The following is a 15,219-nucleotide window of genomic DNA, read 5'->3' as shown; positions in this document are numbered from 1 at the left end:
ACGTCGGGTATGAGCCCCAAACACTCAAAAAGTAACGACGTTAACCCGATTCTGACTCTTTTGTATGACAAGACATTTCGCTCTGTCGTCTATCAGATTCTGGTTTTTGGTGGAGTTTTTCTGCTCGGCTGGTATTTGGTCGGCAACACCATGGCCAACCTCGAGAGCCAAAACATCGCCACCGGCTTCGGTTTTCTGGAACGAGAAGCCGCCTTTGGTATCAGCGAAAGTGTCATCGCCTACTCGCCTGAAAGTAACTACGGCCGAGCCTTACTGGTCGGCATTACCAATACACTTAAAGTGGCCAGCATCGGTATCATTCTCGCGACCATTCTCGGGACGCTTATCGGTATTGCCACGGTTTCAAAAAACTGGCTGCTGCGTTTCATCGGCGTTACCTACATTGAAACCTTCCGGAACATTCCAGTATTGCTGCAGTTAATTTTCTGGTACGCCATCATTAACCGCGGTCTGCCCAACATCCGTTCGGCACTTAGCCCGATCGAAGGGGTCTATCTGTCTAACCGGGGGCTTTATATTCCCGTGATGGCCGACCACCCGGCCTGGACCTGGGTGGGTGCTGGATTCATCGTCGGCATCATCGGCGCGATCATCTTGCGCAAATGGAGCTTGAAACGCCTGGAAGCGACTGGCCACATATTCCCGCACCTGAGTGTCGGTCTGGGCATCGTTGTCGCGGTTCCCTTCCTGGTTTGGTTGGTATTCGGCGCTCCCACCGAGATGAATGTCCCTGCGATTCAAGGGTTCAACTTCCAGGGTGGCGCACGCATGAGCCCTGAGTTTACCGCCTTGCTACTGGGTCTGACGCTCTACACCACAACCTACATTGCGGAAGTGGTTCGAAGCGGTATCCAGTCGGTTCCCCATGGCCAGACGGAAGCAGCCACCTCTCTGGGGTTACGCTCTACCTGGATCATGCGATTGATCGTGCTGCCGCAGGCACTGCGCGTCATCATTCCGCCACTGACCAACCAATACCTGAACCTGACCAAGAACAGTTCGTTGGCCGTTGCCATTGGCTACCCTGATCTGGTGTCCGTCTCGAACACCACCATGAACCAGACGGGTCAGGCCGTTGAGGGGGTCGCCATTTTCATGACGGTCTACCTCAGCATCAGCTTGCTGGTCTCCTTCTTTATGAACTGGTACAACAAGCGCATGTCGCTGGTGGAGCGTTGATATGACCGAGAATACCAACCGAGCCCGGCCCATCAGCGGACCCGTTCTGAACCGCAGTCTGCGCTGGATGAGAGACAATCTTTTCTCGTCACCGATCAATACGGTCATTACTCTGCTGTGCGTCTACATTATCTGGAACGTACTCGACGTTATTGTTTCGTGGGCAGTCCTCAATGCCAGCTTTGGTGCAGCCAAAGAGGCCTGTGAAGCCGCTACGGGAGCCTGCTGGGCCTACGTTCACGACATGTGGCGTTTCCTGTTGTTCGGCACCTTCCCGGCCGACCAGCACTGGCGCCCATTGTTGGCGATGGTCATGCTGACATCGGGTATGTTGCTGAGCATGAACCGCCGCTTCTGGTCACCCTGGTTGGCTGTTGCCTGGATTGTCGGGTTCATCGCAGTCTATTTTGTCCTGCGGGGCGGGGTACTGGGTCTGTCACCGGTGCGTACTGCCCAATGGGGTGGTTTGACCCTGACACTGGTTCTGGCAGTCGTTGGTATCGCCTTCGCTGCGCCACTGGCCTTGTTGCTGGCCCTGGGACGTCGCTCCGAGATGCCACTGATTAAGGTAGTGTGCATCGTGGTCATCGAAGTGTTCCGCGGCGTGCCTCTGATTTCTGTGCTGTTCATGGCATCGGTCATGTTTCCCCTGTTCTTGCCAGAGGGTGTGAGCATTGACGTGCTGCTTCGGGCACAGATCGGCATCATTATTTTCCAGGCTGCCTATCTTGCCGAGGTCTTTCGGGGAGGCATGCAGGCCATTCCCAAAGGTCAGTATGAAGCCGCTGATTCTCTGGGCCTGAATTACTGGCAAAAAACGTTCAAGATCATTTTGCCGCAGGCGTTGCGTCTGGTGATCCCGCCAACCATGAGTACCTTTATTTCGCTGTTCAAGGATACCTCTTTGGTGGTCATTATCGGCCTGTTTGATCTACTGGCAGCAACCCGCGCAGCCGTCAACGACCCCATGTGGCGCCAGCAATTTATTGAGGCCTATGTATTCATTGCCCTTATTTACTTCTGCTTCTGCTTCTTTATGTCGCGATACAGCGCGTACCTCGACAATGACCTGAAGAAGAGCACCTCACACTAGGAGTCCAGACTATGACTGAACAAAGCCGACTGGCCGACCGTGAATCTGTTATTCAGGTCAAGAAAATGAACAAATGGTACGGTGACTTTCACGTACTAACCGACATCGATCTGGACGTAAAACAGGGCGAGCGCATCGTTATCTGCGGGCCTTCCGGTTCCGGTAAGTCAACGCTGATTCGTTGTCTGAATCGCCTGGAAGAACACCAGGAAGGCGACATCACCGTCAACGGCATTGAGCTGGGTGACAACGTCAAGAACATCGAAGTCATCCGCAAGGATGTGTGCATGGTGTTCCAGCATTTTAACCTGTTCCCACACCTGACCGTGCTCGATAACCTGACGCTGGCTCCCATGTTCGTGCTCAAGCAACCCAAGCGGGAAGCTGAAGCGACGGCAATGAAGTTTCTTGAGCGGGTTAAAATTGCCGAGCAGGCCAACAAATTCCCGGGGCAGCTATCCGGTGGTCAGCAGCAGCGTGTAGCGATTGCGCGCTCACTGTGCATGAACCCGAAAGTGATGTTGTTCGACGAACCCACTTCGGCGCTCGACCCGGAGATGATCAAGGAAGTGCTGGACGTAATGATCGAGTTGGCCGAAGAAGGCATGACTATGTTGTGCGTAACCCACGAGATGGGCTTCGCCAAGCAGGTCGCCGACCGCGTGATCTTTATGGACGCCGGCCAGATTGTTGAAGAAAACGAACCTCACGAGTTCTTCAACAACCCGCAGAACGACCGGACCAAGCTGTTCCTCAGCCAGATTCTCGGTCATTAAAAAAAGTAACAAACCCGGTGTCAGCGTAACGGGTTGATGTTTACAACAGGCGAGTCAGTCCTGGCTCGCCTGTCGCTTGCTCCACCCCGGTGTTTAAAAAAGCACGGTTTTTACCCTCCCGCAGCGCCCAAGCCGCCGCTCGCCTGTGCGCACACGGTTTGCTGTACGGAACTGTCTTGACCAAGCAGAGTCTGAGCCAGGGAACCGCTCATGATGACCAATCGACGGATAGCCTGACCCAAAAACGTCCAGCTTTCTGACTGGAATCACCTGAGAGTCACTGCCATGAAAAACAGCATTACCCTGGCTAAATCTTTGTTGTTGTCTTTGCTCTGCTTGATCGGTTTGCCAGCCGTCGCTGAAGACGATGATACCCAGTTGTACATCTACACCGAGAACTACGGCAACTATAACTACAGCCTCAGTGGTCGCGACTACGAACACAGGCGAGATGATATTGGCGGCACCTCAACCGAGGTGGTCAAGGCGTTACTGGCCGATGCCGGATACGACTACCGCATGCGATTGCGCAACTGGGGCGTCGGCTACGGCCGCACTCTGGAACGCCCGTACTATGGAATTTTTTCCACGGCCAGAACACCACAGCGTGAAGACATTTTTCAGTGGGTAGGCCCCATCGCCCAGTACAACTGGACGATCTTTCGGTATGAAGGCAGTGATATCGAGGTGAACGATATTGATGATCTGCGCACGCTGAGAGTGGGTGGTTATGCCAACTCGGCCACCACTTTGTTCCTGCAGGACCAGGGCATTGAGGTCTCCACCCTGCCCAACGACAGTCTGAATGCTCAGCGGCTGGCTCAGGGCCAGATTGATGTGTGGATTGCCTCCGACGTCAATGCCAACGACCTGGCCGAAGAAGCCGGCTACCCTGCCATCGAACCGGCCTGGGTGATTCGCACGGTCGACATGTACCTGGCGATGAACAAGGACACCCCGGTTGAGGTTGTCAACCGGCTGCAAGCGTCACTGGAACGCGTGCAAAGCCAGGCCAATTAAACCCAGCCCAGAGCGCGCAAGACGACCAACCCGAGGCTGGTCGTCACCAGGCTAACCACGGTCGTCGTAGCAATGATGGAGGCCGCCAGGTTGGCATTGCCGCCCATTGCACGCACCATCACGTAGCTGGCGGCAGCGGTGGGCGTGCTGGCCATCAGATAGAACACCCCCAGTTCAACATCCCGGTAGCCCAGAGCATAGGCAATCAGCACACCACTGAGCGGTATCAGGGCCAGTTTGAACACGGAGGTGAGGGTGGTTACCCGCCCGGCCTCAACAAACCCGGCCCAGCTTAAACTGGCGCCTACGCAGATCAGCGCCAACGGCAGGGTCATGCGGGCAAAATAGTCGCCGGTATCGAGCACCCAGTCCGGAACCGGAATGTCCAGAACCACAATGGCACCGGCCAGCGCGATGGCGATGATCAGCGGATTGCGAACAATGTCTTTGGCAGCAGACACCAGCGGGTGGCCCACGACCTGACGCGGCGACCAGCGGCTCAGTGTAATCACCGACAGCACGTTATAGAGCAAGGTAATGAAGGCGAGATAGACTGACGCCAGCACGGCGGCTTCCTGGCCAAAAGCGTTCAGCGCAAAGGCCAGGCCGATAATGCCCATGTTGCCGCGAAAGCTGCCCTGAACAAAGACACCGCGTTCGTCTTTGTGTGGCACCAGCCAGGGTGCCAGTACTGACAAAACAACAAACCAGCCCAGCGTAAACAACGCCGCCACCAGAATAATACCCCCACCGGGAATGGTCTCCGGCCTGGAACCGACGATGTTCAGGAACAGTAAACTGGGCAGTGCCACGTTAAACACCAGTTTGGAGCCACTCTGCACAAAGGCATCGTTAATCCATTCCCAGCGTTTAAAAGCCGCCCCCAACACCACCACCAGGGCAATCGGGCCGGTAATCTGTAACGAAAACAACAATAGAGACAACACCAGGGCGTTTCCTCGCAGGCAGGCAAACTGAACAACCGCCACGGCGACCGCCGGGGCGGCGGCAGTCTACCATCAAGCCACACTAAAAACTCAATGGCTGACGAAACCCGCCGATACTACACTTATAACGTGAGTTTCGGAGTCCTGTTGTGTATTGCCGCCAGGAGTCCGTGTCAGTCACTTGGTTGCCAACTCCGAGACTTGAGTAGCAAACAGAATTGACAAATAGGCAGATCTTCCCGGGCCAAAACAACAATCCATCAGAATGCCGAGGAATTGCCCTGTGTTAAAACGCTTCACCATTCGTCAGCGGCTAACCGCTACCTTTATCGGTATCGTGCTGGTTTTCGTCGTATTGGGTTCGCTCAGCCTTAACCGGCTCGATGCAAGTAATGCCCAGGTTTCCGTTATTGCCCAGGATCGACTACCCAACCTGATCGCGGCCAACACGCTGTTCAAGTACTTCAGTGATATTCAGGTACCGGCCACAGCAATGATTTTTTCAAGTTCCGCTTCGGAACGGGAAGCCTTGCAGCAGACCATCGATGAGTCGGTTGCCGCGCTGAACTCGGCCAAAGCCGCGTATCAGCAGAACATCACGGCGGATGAGAATCAGCAGATTTTCGATGCCTTCGTGGCCGCCGAGACCCAGTTTTTGCAAGCGTTGAACGACGGCATTCAACTGGCATCCAACTGGCGTGGTGCCGATGCACTGCGTCTGCGGACTGAAACCATGCTTCCATTGGCTGAGCAAGCCTTCGACCATCTGCAAGCGCTGATTAACTATCAGCAAGAGCGTATCGCCACGGCTGAACTGGAAGCCGGTCAGGCTTACCAGGCATCGCGCCTGGTAACCATTACGGCGATCAGTGCGGTTGCTGTATTGCTCGCGCTGATCGCCTGGTCGCTGGTCAGAAGCATTTCCCGGCCGTTGCAGCAGGCCATTCATGTCGCCAACGACATCGCCGCCGGTATGCTAACAACCGATATCAACATAGAAGGTAAAGATGAAATTTCCCTGCTATTGCAGGCGCTGAGAACCATGCAACATAGCCTGCGCGATACCCTGAGCCAGATCGCTGAATCGGCCGACCGGCTTGGCCATGCCTCAAGCACACTCGATGCCGTCACCGAGCAGTCGCTGCAGGAATTGCAGCAACAAAACGATCAGTTGGAGCAGGCCGCTACGGCCGTTAACGAACTGACCGCCGCCATTGAAGAGGTGGCCAGCAACGCCGTGGGCACCGCCGGTGAATCCCAACAGGCCAATGAACGCACTCAGTTTGGTCGAGAGAAAGTGCAATCGACGGTGCAAGCCATAGAGCAGTTAGCCAGCCGGATTCAGGGCGCCAGTGGCAATATGACCACGCTGGCGCAACGCGTGGCCGATGTCGGGTCGGTACTGGACGTGATTCGTGCCATTGCCGAACAGACCAACCTGCTGGCCCTGAACGCGGCCATTGAAGCAGCCAGAGCCGGTGAGGCAGGCCGCGGCTTTGCCGTGGTGGCTGATGAAGTGCGCGCCCTGGCCAGCCGTACGGCCGACTCAACACGCGAGATTGAGGCCATTATTCAAGCGGTGGAAACCAGTTCAGAGCAGGCGGCGGGCACGTTGCGCGACAGTGATACTGATGCGCAGCACACGCTGGATGCCGGCCACGAGGCGGGCGAGGCACTGGTGGCCATTGCCGATTTGGTCAACACCATCAACGACCGAAACACCTCATCGGCCAGTGCCGCCGAGCAGCAAGCTCAGGTGGCCAAGGAAGTCGACAAAAACCTGGTCAACCTGCGCGACCTGGCAGCCAACACCGCAACCGGTGCTGACCAGACCCGCCAGTCGAGCCGGGACCTGGCCAGTCTGGCTGATAACCTGAATCGGCTGGTCAAACGCTTCGAGGTGTAAAAACGGCTCCCTCGGGAGCCTGAGCCCTTACAGCTTTTTCAGATCGGCCTCGATCTCTTCGATCTTGCTTTGCACCACTTTTTCCAGGTGATGCAGGTCGTTGAGGATCTTTTTCTTCAGATCCACTTCTTTGACTTCCCGCTTGGCGATAACATCGAGTTCCTCGACCACGTACCGCAGTGTCGGGGCAATCTCGGTGGTGTCGGCGTATTTTTGCGTGCCACTGTCGACTTTGACGCGCTTCATCTGGCGCGGGTATTTGAATTTTTCACTGCGCGCGAACATCTCGCCTTTGTCACGCTTGTAATAAATCTTCAAGATATCGAACCGACCTTCGGTGCGCAGGGTGTATTTTTCGATTCGGTCGGTGTCGGTAACGCCAATGGCTTTCAGGTTTTCAAACATGGACAATCCTTTACGGGAACAAATGCGTTCGTGGGCGGTGTGAAATAACGATGATACCGTCAGATTAGAACATTCACTGCAGGTATCAACACTCTGTCGCAGTTTTGTAGCCCCCGACACGGGGTGACCTGTAGCGCGGCGTGTACAGCGTTTGACACGTCACAGTAGCAAATCACTGAGGCCGGCACCCCCTTTCCAAACCGATTAACCAGGAGGAACCTGAACCATGACGTTGCACATTCGGCTGATCGAAATTGAGCGTTATGTCCCCGGTGTGAATAACACCGCCGACCTGTCGCGCGCTTTCGGCCCCCTAAAACGTTATTGTCGCGACCAGGTCAATGTAGCCCTGACGCTGGCCCCCTGGTCCGAAGTCGATCGCGGTGAAGCCACCCTGGTGATTCTGGGCATCGACCGGGGCCAGGTAGAAACCGAAGCCCGCCATCTGGAGGACTGGATGGAAGCCAACCTCGAAGGCCAGAGCCTGCGCCTGGAAGCCAGTTGGCTGTAACCCAAGCTTCGGAGTCTTATGAGGCTTTATCGCCTAAAACCCGCGCCGGATGGCAGGGTTGTTCCCGCGGGGGCGCCGTGAAAACTTCCATGTTGGCTTAACTTCGGGATATGAATCCCATCCCTGGAATTCACCCTTCGGGCTCGCTACGCTCATGCTAAAACGCTCCAGGCGTTTTAGTCCATGCCTCAGATACCCCCGCAGGAACAACCCTGCCACCCGGCGCTAGCCTGTCGCGATTATCCATAAAAAGTAAAATTGGCATCCGGTCGGAAAAATGTACCTGACCACTCCACCGCAATGAACATTTGACGCTAACCGGCCACCCCGGCATTATATTTTGACTAATAAAATAATTACAGGAGCACCCTATGTATCTGGGACTCGACCTCGGCACCTCCGGGTTGAAAGCGGTATTGATCGACACAGCCGGACACGTAGTTGATACCGCCAGCGCGAGCCTGACGACAGATTCACCTCAGCCGTTGTGGAGTGAGCAAGACACACAGCAGTGGTGGCAGGCTATTCAATCGGTATTGGCGACGCTCGGAGGCCGTCAGGATCTGAAACAGATCAAGGGCATTGGTTTGTCGGGGCACATGCACGGGGCGGTGTTGATCGATGCCGATCATCAGGTCATCCGACCCTGCATTCTGTGGAACGATGGCCGCAGTGCCGCCGAGTGTGCCGAGCTTGAAGCAGCCCTGCCAGATTTTCGCGAGCGCAGCGGCAATGTTGCCATGCCTGGCTTTACAGCGCCCAAGGTGCTGTGGGTTAAGCACCACGAGCCGGATGCCTTTGCCCGCATTCATAAGGTGCTGCTGCCAAAAGATTATCTGCGCCTGCTGCTCACGGGCCGCTGTGTTTCTGAGATGTCGGACGCTGCCGGCACGCTCTGGCTCGACCCGGCCAAACGCGACTGGGACGATGACCTGCTGGCGATCAGCGGCCTCGGTAGGCAGCACATGCCCGATCTGATTGAGGGCAGCCAGCCCAGTGGCCAATTGACCGAAGCAGCCGCTAAGGCTCTGGGCCTGAACCCGGTTCCGGTCGCCGGTGGGGCCGGTGACAACGCCGCCGGTGCGGTGGGCGTTGGCGTTACCGAGCCCGGCCAGGGGTTTATTTCACTGGGCACGTCCGGGGTTTATTTTGTCGTCAGCGAGCAGCATTGCGCAGCGCCCGAGCAAACCGTGCATGCCTTTTGCCATTGCCTGCCCGGCCGCTGGCACCAGATGTCGGTCATGCTCAGTGCCGCCAGTTGCCTCGACTGGTTCGCCAACATCAGCAACACAACGGTCCCCAAGCTGCTCGAAGAGGTTGAAGCCAGCCCTCACACCGAAACCAGTGTGTTGTTTCTGCCGTACCTCAGTGGCGAACGCACACCCCATAATAACCCGCTGCTCAGCGCCCAGTTTTTCGGACTCAACACCCGCTCGCGCCGGGTGGATATGACCCGCGCGATTCTCGAAGGCGTTGCGTTCAGCATGGCCGATGGCGAACAGGCACTGACAGCCGCCGGCACGCCACTGGATGATATTTCGTTGATCGGTGGCGGTGCACGTTCGGCGTTATGGCGCCAGCTGATTGCGGATGTGTTGCAGCGGCCGCTGCATTTTCGCGAAGGGGGTGAAGTTGGGCCCGGCCTGGGCGCTGCCCGGTTGGCGCAGTTGGCGGTTGAGGGTGACAGCCCGGAGAACATTCGCGCGCTGTGCCCGGCACCGCCCATTGTGCAGACGCATCTGTCGGATGCGTCTCGGGCGACCTATTACCAGGGCAAGCTTGAGCAGTACCGGGCCTTGCATCGACAGACAGCCGCGCTTAACGGCTGAGTGTCAGGCATACGCCCCGGCGTGCCGGGGCGAATTCGGTCGATCAGTTGCGGTCGACCGCGTTCAGGTCGGCAAAGGTTTTTTCCAGGCGGGCACTCATGCTTTCCTGGGCTTTGCGCAGCCAGACACGCGGGTCATAGTATTTCTTGTTCGGGCTGTCTTCACCCTCAGGGTTACCGATCTGGCTTTGCAGGTAGCCTTCGTGCGCCTGGTAATACTCACGAATACCGTTCCAGTTGGCCCATTGGGTGTCGGTGTCGATGTTCATTTTGATGACGCCGTAGCTGATCGATTCTTCGATCTCGGCTTCGGTCGAGCCGGAACCACCGTGGAAGACGAAATCCAGAGCGTTCTTTTCCAGTCCGAATTTCTCGGAACAATGCGCCTGGGAATCACGCAGAATGGTCGGTGTCAGCTTGACGTTGCCGGGCTTGTATACGCCATGCACGTTGCCGAATGAGGCGGCAATGGTGAAGCGCGGGCTGATGGCGTTCAGTTTTTCGTAGGCGTAGGCAACGTCTTCTGGCTTGGTGTAGAGGTTGGAGGCATCGAGATGGCTGTTGTCGACACCGTCTTCTTCACCGCCGGTCACACCCAGTTCGATCTCAAGCGTCATGCCCATTTTGGCCATGCGGGCGAGGTATTCGGAGCAGGTGGCGATGTTTTCTTCCAGCGAGTCTTCTGACAGGTCGATCATGTGGGAGGAGAACAGTGGCTTGCCGGTTTCGGCGAAGAACTTTTCGCCTTCATCGAGCATGCCATCGATCCAGGGCAGCAGTTTGCGGGCAGCGTGGTCGGTATGCAGAATCACCGGAACACCGTAGGTTTCAGCAACAGCATGCACGTATTTGGCACCGGCGATACCACCGAGCACCTGGGTACCCTGGCCGTCCAGTTTCAACCCTTTACCGGCAAAGAAGCCGGCGCCGCCGTTCGAGAACTGAATGATCACCGGCGATTTGACGCGAGCGGCGGTTTCCAGCACGGCGTTAACGGTATTGGTGTCTATGCAATTCACCGCCGGCAGTGCGAACTTCTCGGCCTTGGCGATGGCAAAAATTTTCTGAACGTCGTCGCCGGTCACAACACCGGGTTTTACTACGTCGAGTACTTTTTGAGACATGAGTCGTATCCTCTGCTGTCGATGAACGGCACCCCTTCCAGTGGCTACCGCTTATTGTTGTGCGCTCGGCTCATGACACCCTGGGTTGGTCACCCTTTAACGCCACGAGTCCGTGTTGGCCACCGGGTGAGTCTATCCGGGGTCGGCGTAGACCCGTCCATGGGGCCTAGATCGCAGCATCCATGCTGCGAACTCCCCCGGATAGACTCACCCGGCAGCCACCACTCAGTGTTTTGGTTAACCCTCACTTAAACCTGAGTTCTATATTTCTTCAGTCTTTGGCGCGTTGTTCCAGAATTTCAACGGCAGGCAGTACTTTGCCTTCCACAAATTCCAGGAAGGCACCACCGCCAGTAGAAATGTAGGAGAAGCGGTCTTCCATACCGAATTTTTGCACTGCCGCGATCACATCGCCACCACCCAGCACTGAAAACGCGCCAGAATCGGCAATGGCTTCAGCAACGTCACGGGTACCGTGGGCGAAGTTATCAAATTCAAACACGCCACAGGGGCCATTCCACAGAATGGTTTTGGCGTTCTTGATCACTTCGGCAAAGCGCTTGGCCGTTTCCGGGCCGAGGTCCATGATTTCTTCGTCGTCCTGCACCTGATCGACCGGCTTGACCACGGCTTCGGCCTTGGGGCTGAACTCTTTGCCGACGCGTACGTCGATCGGTTCAGGGATGTCGAGTTCTTCCATCAGTTTTTTCGCCTGTGGAATCAGGTCTTTCTCGTGCAGGGAGTTACCGACATTGTAGCCGCGCGCGGCGACAAAGGTGTTGGAGATGCCACCACCGACGATCAGCTGATCACAGACTTTCGACAGGCTCTCCAGCACGGTCAGCTTGGTCGATACCTTGGCGCCGCCGACGATGGCAACCATCGGCCGTGCCGGGTTATCCATGGCTTTGGCAAGGGCTTCCAGTTCGCCAGCGAGCAGCGGGCCGGCGCAGGCGACCGGAGCGTACTTGGCGACACCATGGGTAGACGCCTGGGCGCGGTGGGCGGTGCCGAAGGCGTCCATGACATAAACGTCGCACAGGGCGGCCATTTTCTTCGACAGGGCGTCGTCGTTTTTCTTTTCGCCTTTGTTGAAGCGAACGTTCTCCAACATGACGACCGAGGCATCGGTGTCGACACCCTCAACCCAGTCGCGAATCAGCGGAATGTCCTGCCCGAGCAGTTGGCTCATGTAGGCAGCAACCGGGGCCAGTGAGGCTTTTTCGTCGAATTCGCCCTCTTCCGGACGGCCCAGGTGCGACATGATCATGACCTTGGCGCCCTGCTCGAGGGCTGCTTTAATGGTCGGCAGCGAGGCGGTAATGCGGTTATCCGAGGTGACCTTGCCCTGGTCATCCAGCGGCACGTTCAGGTCCTGGCGGATCAGTACGCGCTTACCGGCCAGATCGAGGTCAGACATTTTGATCACAGACATGGCAGTTCCTTAGGGGACGTCGTTGAAAATGGGATCGCCATTGTAGACCCTGCAGGGTCGAGAATCACGGGGTCTGTAATTTTATTACAAGTCGCCCGGTGCCTGTTTTTCCTGAACATTTGATCAAAGACAAGTCTGCAGTGCCTTGCTACAATGCTTACCCAGCCATTCTTTAGTCATTTGCTGGAAGCCTTTCATGTCTGTCACCCCCATTTTCATCGGCATCGCCGGTGCCTCTGCCTCCGGCAAGAGCCTGCTTGCAGGCACGATCTATCAGGAATTGAAACAGGAGCTGGGCGACTCGGCACTGGCGATCATCAAGGAAGACAGCTATTACCGCGAGCAGGGCAACCTGACCATCGAAGAACGCACGGAAATCAATTACGACCACCCCAATGCCTTCGATCACGACTTGCTGATCCAACACATGGATGCGCTGCATTCGGGAAAGGACGTCGAGATCCCGATCTACGATTACACCATTCACAATCGCTCCGACCAGACGTTCCCGCTCAAGCCCGCCCGCATTGTTATCATTGAAGGCATTCTGCTGCTGCACGACAAAGCCATTCGCAAGCGCCTCGACGCCAAGGTGTTCATGGACACCCCGCTCGATATCTGCCTGCTGCGTCGCCTGCAACGTGACATCGCCGAACGTGGACGCACGGTCGAATCGATCATCGAGCAATACAAGCGCACCGTCCGCCCAATGTTTCTGGAATTCATCGAACCCACCAAGCAATTCGCCGACATCATCGTGCCTCGCGGCGGCAAAAACCGCGTTGCCATTGAGATGCTCAAAGCTCGTATTCTGCAGATGTTGGACGACTGACGGATTCCGTGGTTGCTTAAACTTCCTATACGGTGGTTATTTTTATTTCGGTGGCCTAGTGCGTGCAGGCCACCGGGTAGACCGTTGCGGGGTCGGCGTGAACCCATCCATGGGGCCTAGTCCGTAGCATCCATGCTACGGACTTCCCCGCAACGGTCTACCCGGCAGCCTACACTTGGTATATGGCCTACGCTTAATCTAGAGCAACTTCCCCAAAGCGCATTAGATATCCAACACGTTTACTCTACCAAGCCTCCCTACCAGGATGTTCCATGAATGAGTATTAACATCTGGTTTTGTGGGAGGAAGCAGCAGCACCCAACTAAGTGCTGGGTACTGGGTATACCTATCTGGGGAAGTCCGCAGCAGGGATGCTGCGGCCTAGGCTCCATGGATGGATTCACGCCGACCCCAGATAGGTATACCCGGTATCCAGCACGAACCCCTGCCACAAAAACAACCCAACGTTAAGCCGACAGGTACCGCGACTGCAGATGGTCCAGGAAGTAATCCGGGTTCAGCACTTCGCCAGTGGCCTGGGTCATCAGGTCGTCGTAATTGTTAAAGCGACCCTGTTGCCAGATGTTTCGCGACAGCCAGTCGAAGATCGGCGCCAGGTCCAGCTGGGCTATGCGTTCGGCAGCGTCGGGAATGTCCCGTAACAAAGCAGCATGCAGTTGGGCGGCGTTCAGGGCACCCAGAGTGTAGGACGGGAAGTAGCCGATGGCGCCCATGGGCCAGTGGATGTCCTGCATCGGACCGTTGCGGTAGTCGCCTCGGGTATCGAGCCCCAGCAGATCGGACATGGCCTGGTTCCAGCGCTCGGGAATGTCTTTGACGCTGGCCTTGCCGAGGATGATGTCGCGCTCCAGTTCGTAGCGCAGGATGACGTGTGACGGGTACGTCACTTCGTCGGCATTGACCCGAATCAGGCCTGGCTCTACCCGGGTGTAGAGGGCGTGCAGGTTGTCGGCTGTGAAAGCCGGGTCGTCACCCAGATGCTGGCGCACCATCGGAGCGATGGCATCGATAAAGGGGCGGGAGCGGCCCAGTTGCATTTCAAAAAACAGGCTCTGGCTTTCGTGCACGCCCATGCCCATGGCCTGCCCGACCGGTTGGCTCGTCCAGGCGTGTGGTAAGCCGGTTTCATACCGGGAATGGCCGGTTTCGTGGATCACGCCCATCAGGCCTTCGATGACGTTGTGTTCATCGTATCGGGTGGTGATGCGGCTGTCCGCTGGTACACCACCGCTAAACGGGTGGGCCGTCTGGTCGAGACGACCGGCGTCGAAATCGAAGCCCAGGGTCGACATCAGGGCTCGTGCCAGGGCGTCCTGTTGCGGTATGGCGATGGGCCGCCCCGGTTTAATCGGGGTGGACCGCTGCGACTGGCGTTCCAGAATCTGTTGCAGCGTTCCTGGCAGTTCGGCCTTCAACCGGTCGAATACCGGATCGATGCGGCTCATGGTTGTGCCGGGATCATACTGATCCATCAGGGCGTCGTAGGCATTTGCGTAGCCCCGGTCAGCGCCCAATGCATCCTGATAGGCAGCGGCGGCTTCACCGGCCAGATCGAACACCCGTTGTAGCAGCGGCTCAAAGCCAGCCCAATCGTTGTTGGGCCTCAGGGTGCGCCAGGCATGTTCGCACTCACTGCTGGCCAGTGACTGGGCTTCGACCAGCTCTTTGGGAATGGCACGGGTCTGTTGCCAGCTGCGTTTCATTTCACGCAGGTTGGCCTGCTGCCAGTCGGTGAGGTCGGCTTCCTGTTCCGCCTCATCAAAGCGGTCGGAAAGGCGTTCGTCCTGCAGGATCTCGGTTCGCAGCACGGTCAGTTCAGCCATGGCCTTACTGCGGGCCGCGTTGCCCTTGGGTGGCATCATCACATGCTGGTCCCAGCTCAACATGGCTTCGGCATGGCCCAGTTGGGCCAGGCGATGAAAGGTTTTCTCCAGTATCGAGTAACTCATAGCATTCCCCGGTATGTCTGTGGCCGAACTTGAACGGTGATTGCACCATGATCTGACATCCGGTCTGTGCTGTCACGGGTACAATAGGCGATTTCGCGGGCTGATCCTCACCTAAGGCGCAGCAAAGTCGGCTCGTTCACACTTTACCTATCGACACCTCCTTCCCGGTTTT

13 protein-coding genes are annotated in these 15,219 nt (G+C 56.8%); 8 read left to right on the top strand and 5 right to left on the bottom strand.

Annotated features, from left to right (window positions below):
- The first annotated feature begins 9 nt into the window (after positions 1–9).
- The 4 genes from EP166_RS17565 to EP166_RS17550 all read left to right on the top strand — a co-directional run bounded on the left by EP166_RS17565 (position 10) and on the right by EP166_RS17550 (position 4,089).
- Complete coding sequence (locus tag EP166_RS17565; protein ID WP_127559481.1) at positions 10–1,200, top strand: amino acid ABC transporter permease; 1,191 nt, start codon at positions 10–12, stop codon at positions 1,198–1,200.
- 1 nt (position 1,201) lies between these two features.
- Positions 1,202–2,293, top strand: coding sequence for an amino acid ABC transporter permease (locus EP166_RS17560; RefSeq protein WP_127559479.1), 1,092 nt, complete (start codon positions 1,202–1,204; stop codon positions 2,291–2,293).
- 11 nt (positions 2,294–2,304) lie between these two features.
- Positions 2,305–3,069: an amino acid ABC transporter ATP-binding protein gene (locus EP166_RS17555; protein ID WP_127559477.1), complete on the top strand. Its 765-nt coding sequence runs from the start codon at positions 2,305–2,307 to the stop codon at positions 3,067–3,069.
- Positions 3,070–3,354: 285 nt separating this feature from the next.
- Positions 3,355–4,089 carry a substrate-binding periplasmic protein gene (locus tag EP166_RS17550; RefSeq protein WP_127559475.1) on the top strand — a complete coding sequence of 245 codons (735 nt, stop codon included), beginning with the start codon at positions 3,355–3,357 and terminating at the stop codon, positions 4,087–4,089.
- Here EP166_RS17550 and EP166_RS17545 read toward each other — a convergent pair.
- Positions 4,086–5,036 carry an AEC family transporter gene (locus EP166_RS17545; RefSeq protein WP_220432620.1) on the bottom strand — a complete coding sequence of 317 codons (951 nt, stop codon included), beginning with the start codon at positions 5,034–5,036 and terminating at the stop codon, positions 4,086–4,088. The two genes, EP166_RS17550 and EP166_RS17545, sit on opposite strands and share 4 nt — an antisense overlap.
- 283 nt (positions 5,037–5,319) lie before the next feature.
- On the opposite strand from EP166_RS17545, the gene EP166_RS17540 reads away from it, so the two are divergent.
- A complete protein-coding gene (locus EP166_RS17540) occupies positions 5,320–6,942 on the top strand; it encodes a methyl-accepting chemotaxis protein (protein ID WP_164744003.1) in 1,623 nt (540 codons plus the stop codon).
- Between the two features lie 27 nt (positions 6,943–6,969).
- On the opposite strand, the gene EP166_RS17535 is transcribed toward EP166_RS17540, so the two are convergent.
- Positions 6,970–7,347: a DUF3461 family protein gene (locus EP166_RS17535; protein ID WP_127559471.1), complete on the bottom strand. Its 378-nt coding sequence runs from the start codon at positions 7,345–7,347 to the stop codon at positions 6,970–6,972.
- A gap of 226 nt (positions 7,348–7,573) precedes the next feature.
- Between EP166_RS17535 and EP166_RS17530 the strand changes: the two genes are divergently transcribed.
- Positions 7,574–7,858, top strand: a complete 285-nt coding sequence (locus EP166_RS17530; RefSeq protein ID WP_127559469.1) for a DUF4350 domain-containing protein — start codon at positions 7,574–7,576, stop codon at positions 7,856–7,858.
- A 371-nt stretch (positions 7,859–8,229) separates the two neighbouring features.
- Entirely contained in the window at positions 8,230–9,687 is a 1,458-nt protein-coding gene (gene xylB, locus EP166_RS17525) for a xylulokinase (RefSeq protein ID WP_127559467.1), read from the top strand.
- Positions 9,688–9,730: 43 nt separating this feature from the next.
- Here xylB and fbaA read toward each other — a convergent pair whose 3' ends face one another.
- Positions 9,731–10,810, bottom strand: a complete 1,080-nt coding sequence (gene fbaA, locus EP166_RS17520) for a class II fructose-bisphosphate aldolase (RefSeq protein ID WP_127559465.1) — start codon at positions 10,808–10,810, stop codon at positions 9,731–9,733.
- 271 nt (positions 10,811–11,081) lie between these two features.
- Complete coding sequence (locus tag EP166_RS17515) at positions 11,082–12,245, bottom strand: phosphoglycerate kinase (protein WP_127559463.1); 1,164 nt, start codon at positions 12,243–12,245, stop codon at positions 11,082–11,084.
- Positions 12,246–12,441: 196 nt separating this feature from the next.
- Here EP166_RS17515 and udk point away from each other — a divergent pair, with 196 nt between their 5' ends.
- On the top strand, positions 12,442–13,077 hold the full coding sequence (udk, locus tag EP166_RS17510) for a uridine kinase (protein ID WP_127559461.1): 636 nt from the start codon (positions 12,442–12,444) through the stop codon (positions 13,075–13,077).
- 467 nt (positions 13,078–13,544) lie between these two features.
- Here udk and EP166_RS17505 read toward each other — a convergent pair whose 3' ends face one another.
- Complete coding sequence (locus EP166_RS17505; protein ID WP_127559460.1) at positions 13,545–15,047, bottom strand: carboxypeptidase M32; 1,503 nt, start codon at positions 15,045–15,047, stop codon at positions 13,545–13,547.
- Positions 15,048–15,219 lie beyond the last annotated feature (172 nt).

The organism is Saccharospirillum alexandrii (genome assembly GCF_004000275.1).
GTDB classification, from domain to species: Bacteria; Pseudomonadota; Gammaproteobacteria; order Pseudomonadales; family Natronospirillaceae; genus Saccharospirillum; species Saccharospirillum alexandrii.
Note: the sequence above shows the minus strand (reverse complement) of the source record. Positions and strands in the feature narration are given on the sequence as shown.

Bases quoted from the DNA above. Each gene is read 5' to 3' on its own strand.
- EP166_RS17565 (WP_127559481.1), top strand. From the start codon at position 10: ATGAGCCCCAAACACTCAAAAAGTAACGACGTTAACCCGATTCTGACT.
- EP166_RS17560 (WP_127559479.1), top strand. From the start codon at position 1,202: ATGACCGAGAATACCAACCGAGCCCGGCCCATCAGCGGACCCGTTCTG.
- EP166_RS17555 (WP_127559477.1), top strand. From the start codon at position 2,305: ATGACTGAACAAAGCCGACTGGCCGACCGTGAATCTGTTATTCAGGTC.
- EP166_RS17550 (WP_127559475.1), top strand. From the start codon at position 3,355: ATGAAAAACAGCATTACCCTGGCTAAATCTTTGTTGTTGTCTTTGCTC.
- EP166_RS17535 (WP_127559471.1), bottom strand. From the start codon at position 7,347: ATGTTTGAAAACCTGAAAGCCATTGGCGTTACCGACACCGACCGAATC.
- EP166_RS17530 (WP_127559469.1), top strand. From the start codon at position 7,574: ATGACGTTGCACATTCGGCTGATCGAAATTGAGCGTTATGTCCCCGGT.
- xylB (WP_127559467.1), top strand. From the start codon at position 8,230: ATGTATCTGGGACTCGACCTCGGCACCTCCGGGTTGAAAGCGGTATTG.
- fbaA (WP_127559465.1), bottom strand. From the start codon at position 10,810: ATGTCTCAAAAAGTACTCGACGTAGTAAAACCCGGTGTTGTGACCGGC.
- EP166_RS17515 (WP_127559463.1), bottom strand. From the start codon at position 12,245: ATGTCTGTGATCAAAATGTCTGACCTCGATCTGGCCGGTAAGCGCGTA.
- udk (WP_127559461.1), top strand. From the start codon at position 12,442: ATGTCTGTCACCCCCATTTTCATCGGCATCGCCGGTGCCTCTGCCTCC.
- EP166_RS17505 (WP_127559460.1), bottom strand. From the start codon at position 15,047: ATGAGTTACTCGATACTGGAGAAAACCTTTCATCGCCTGGCCCAACTG.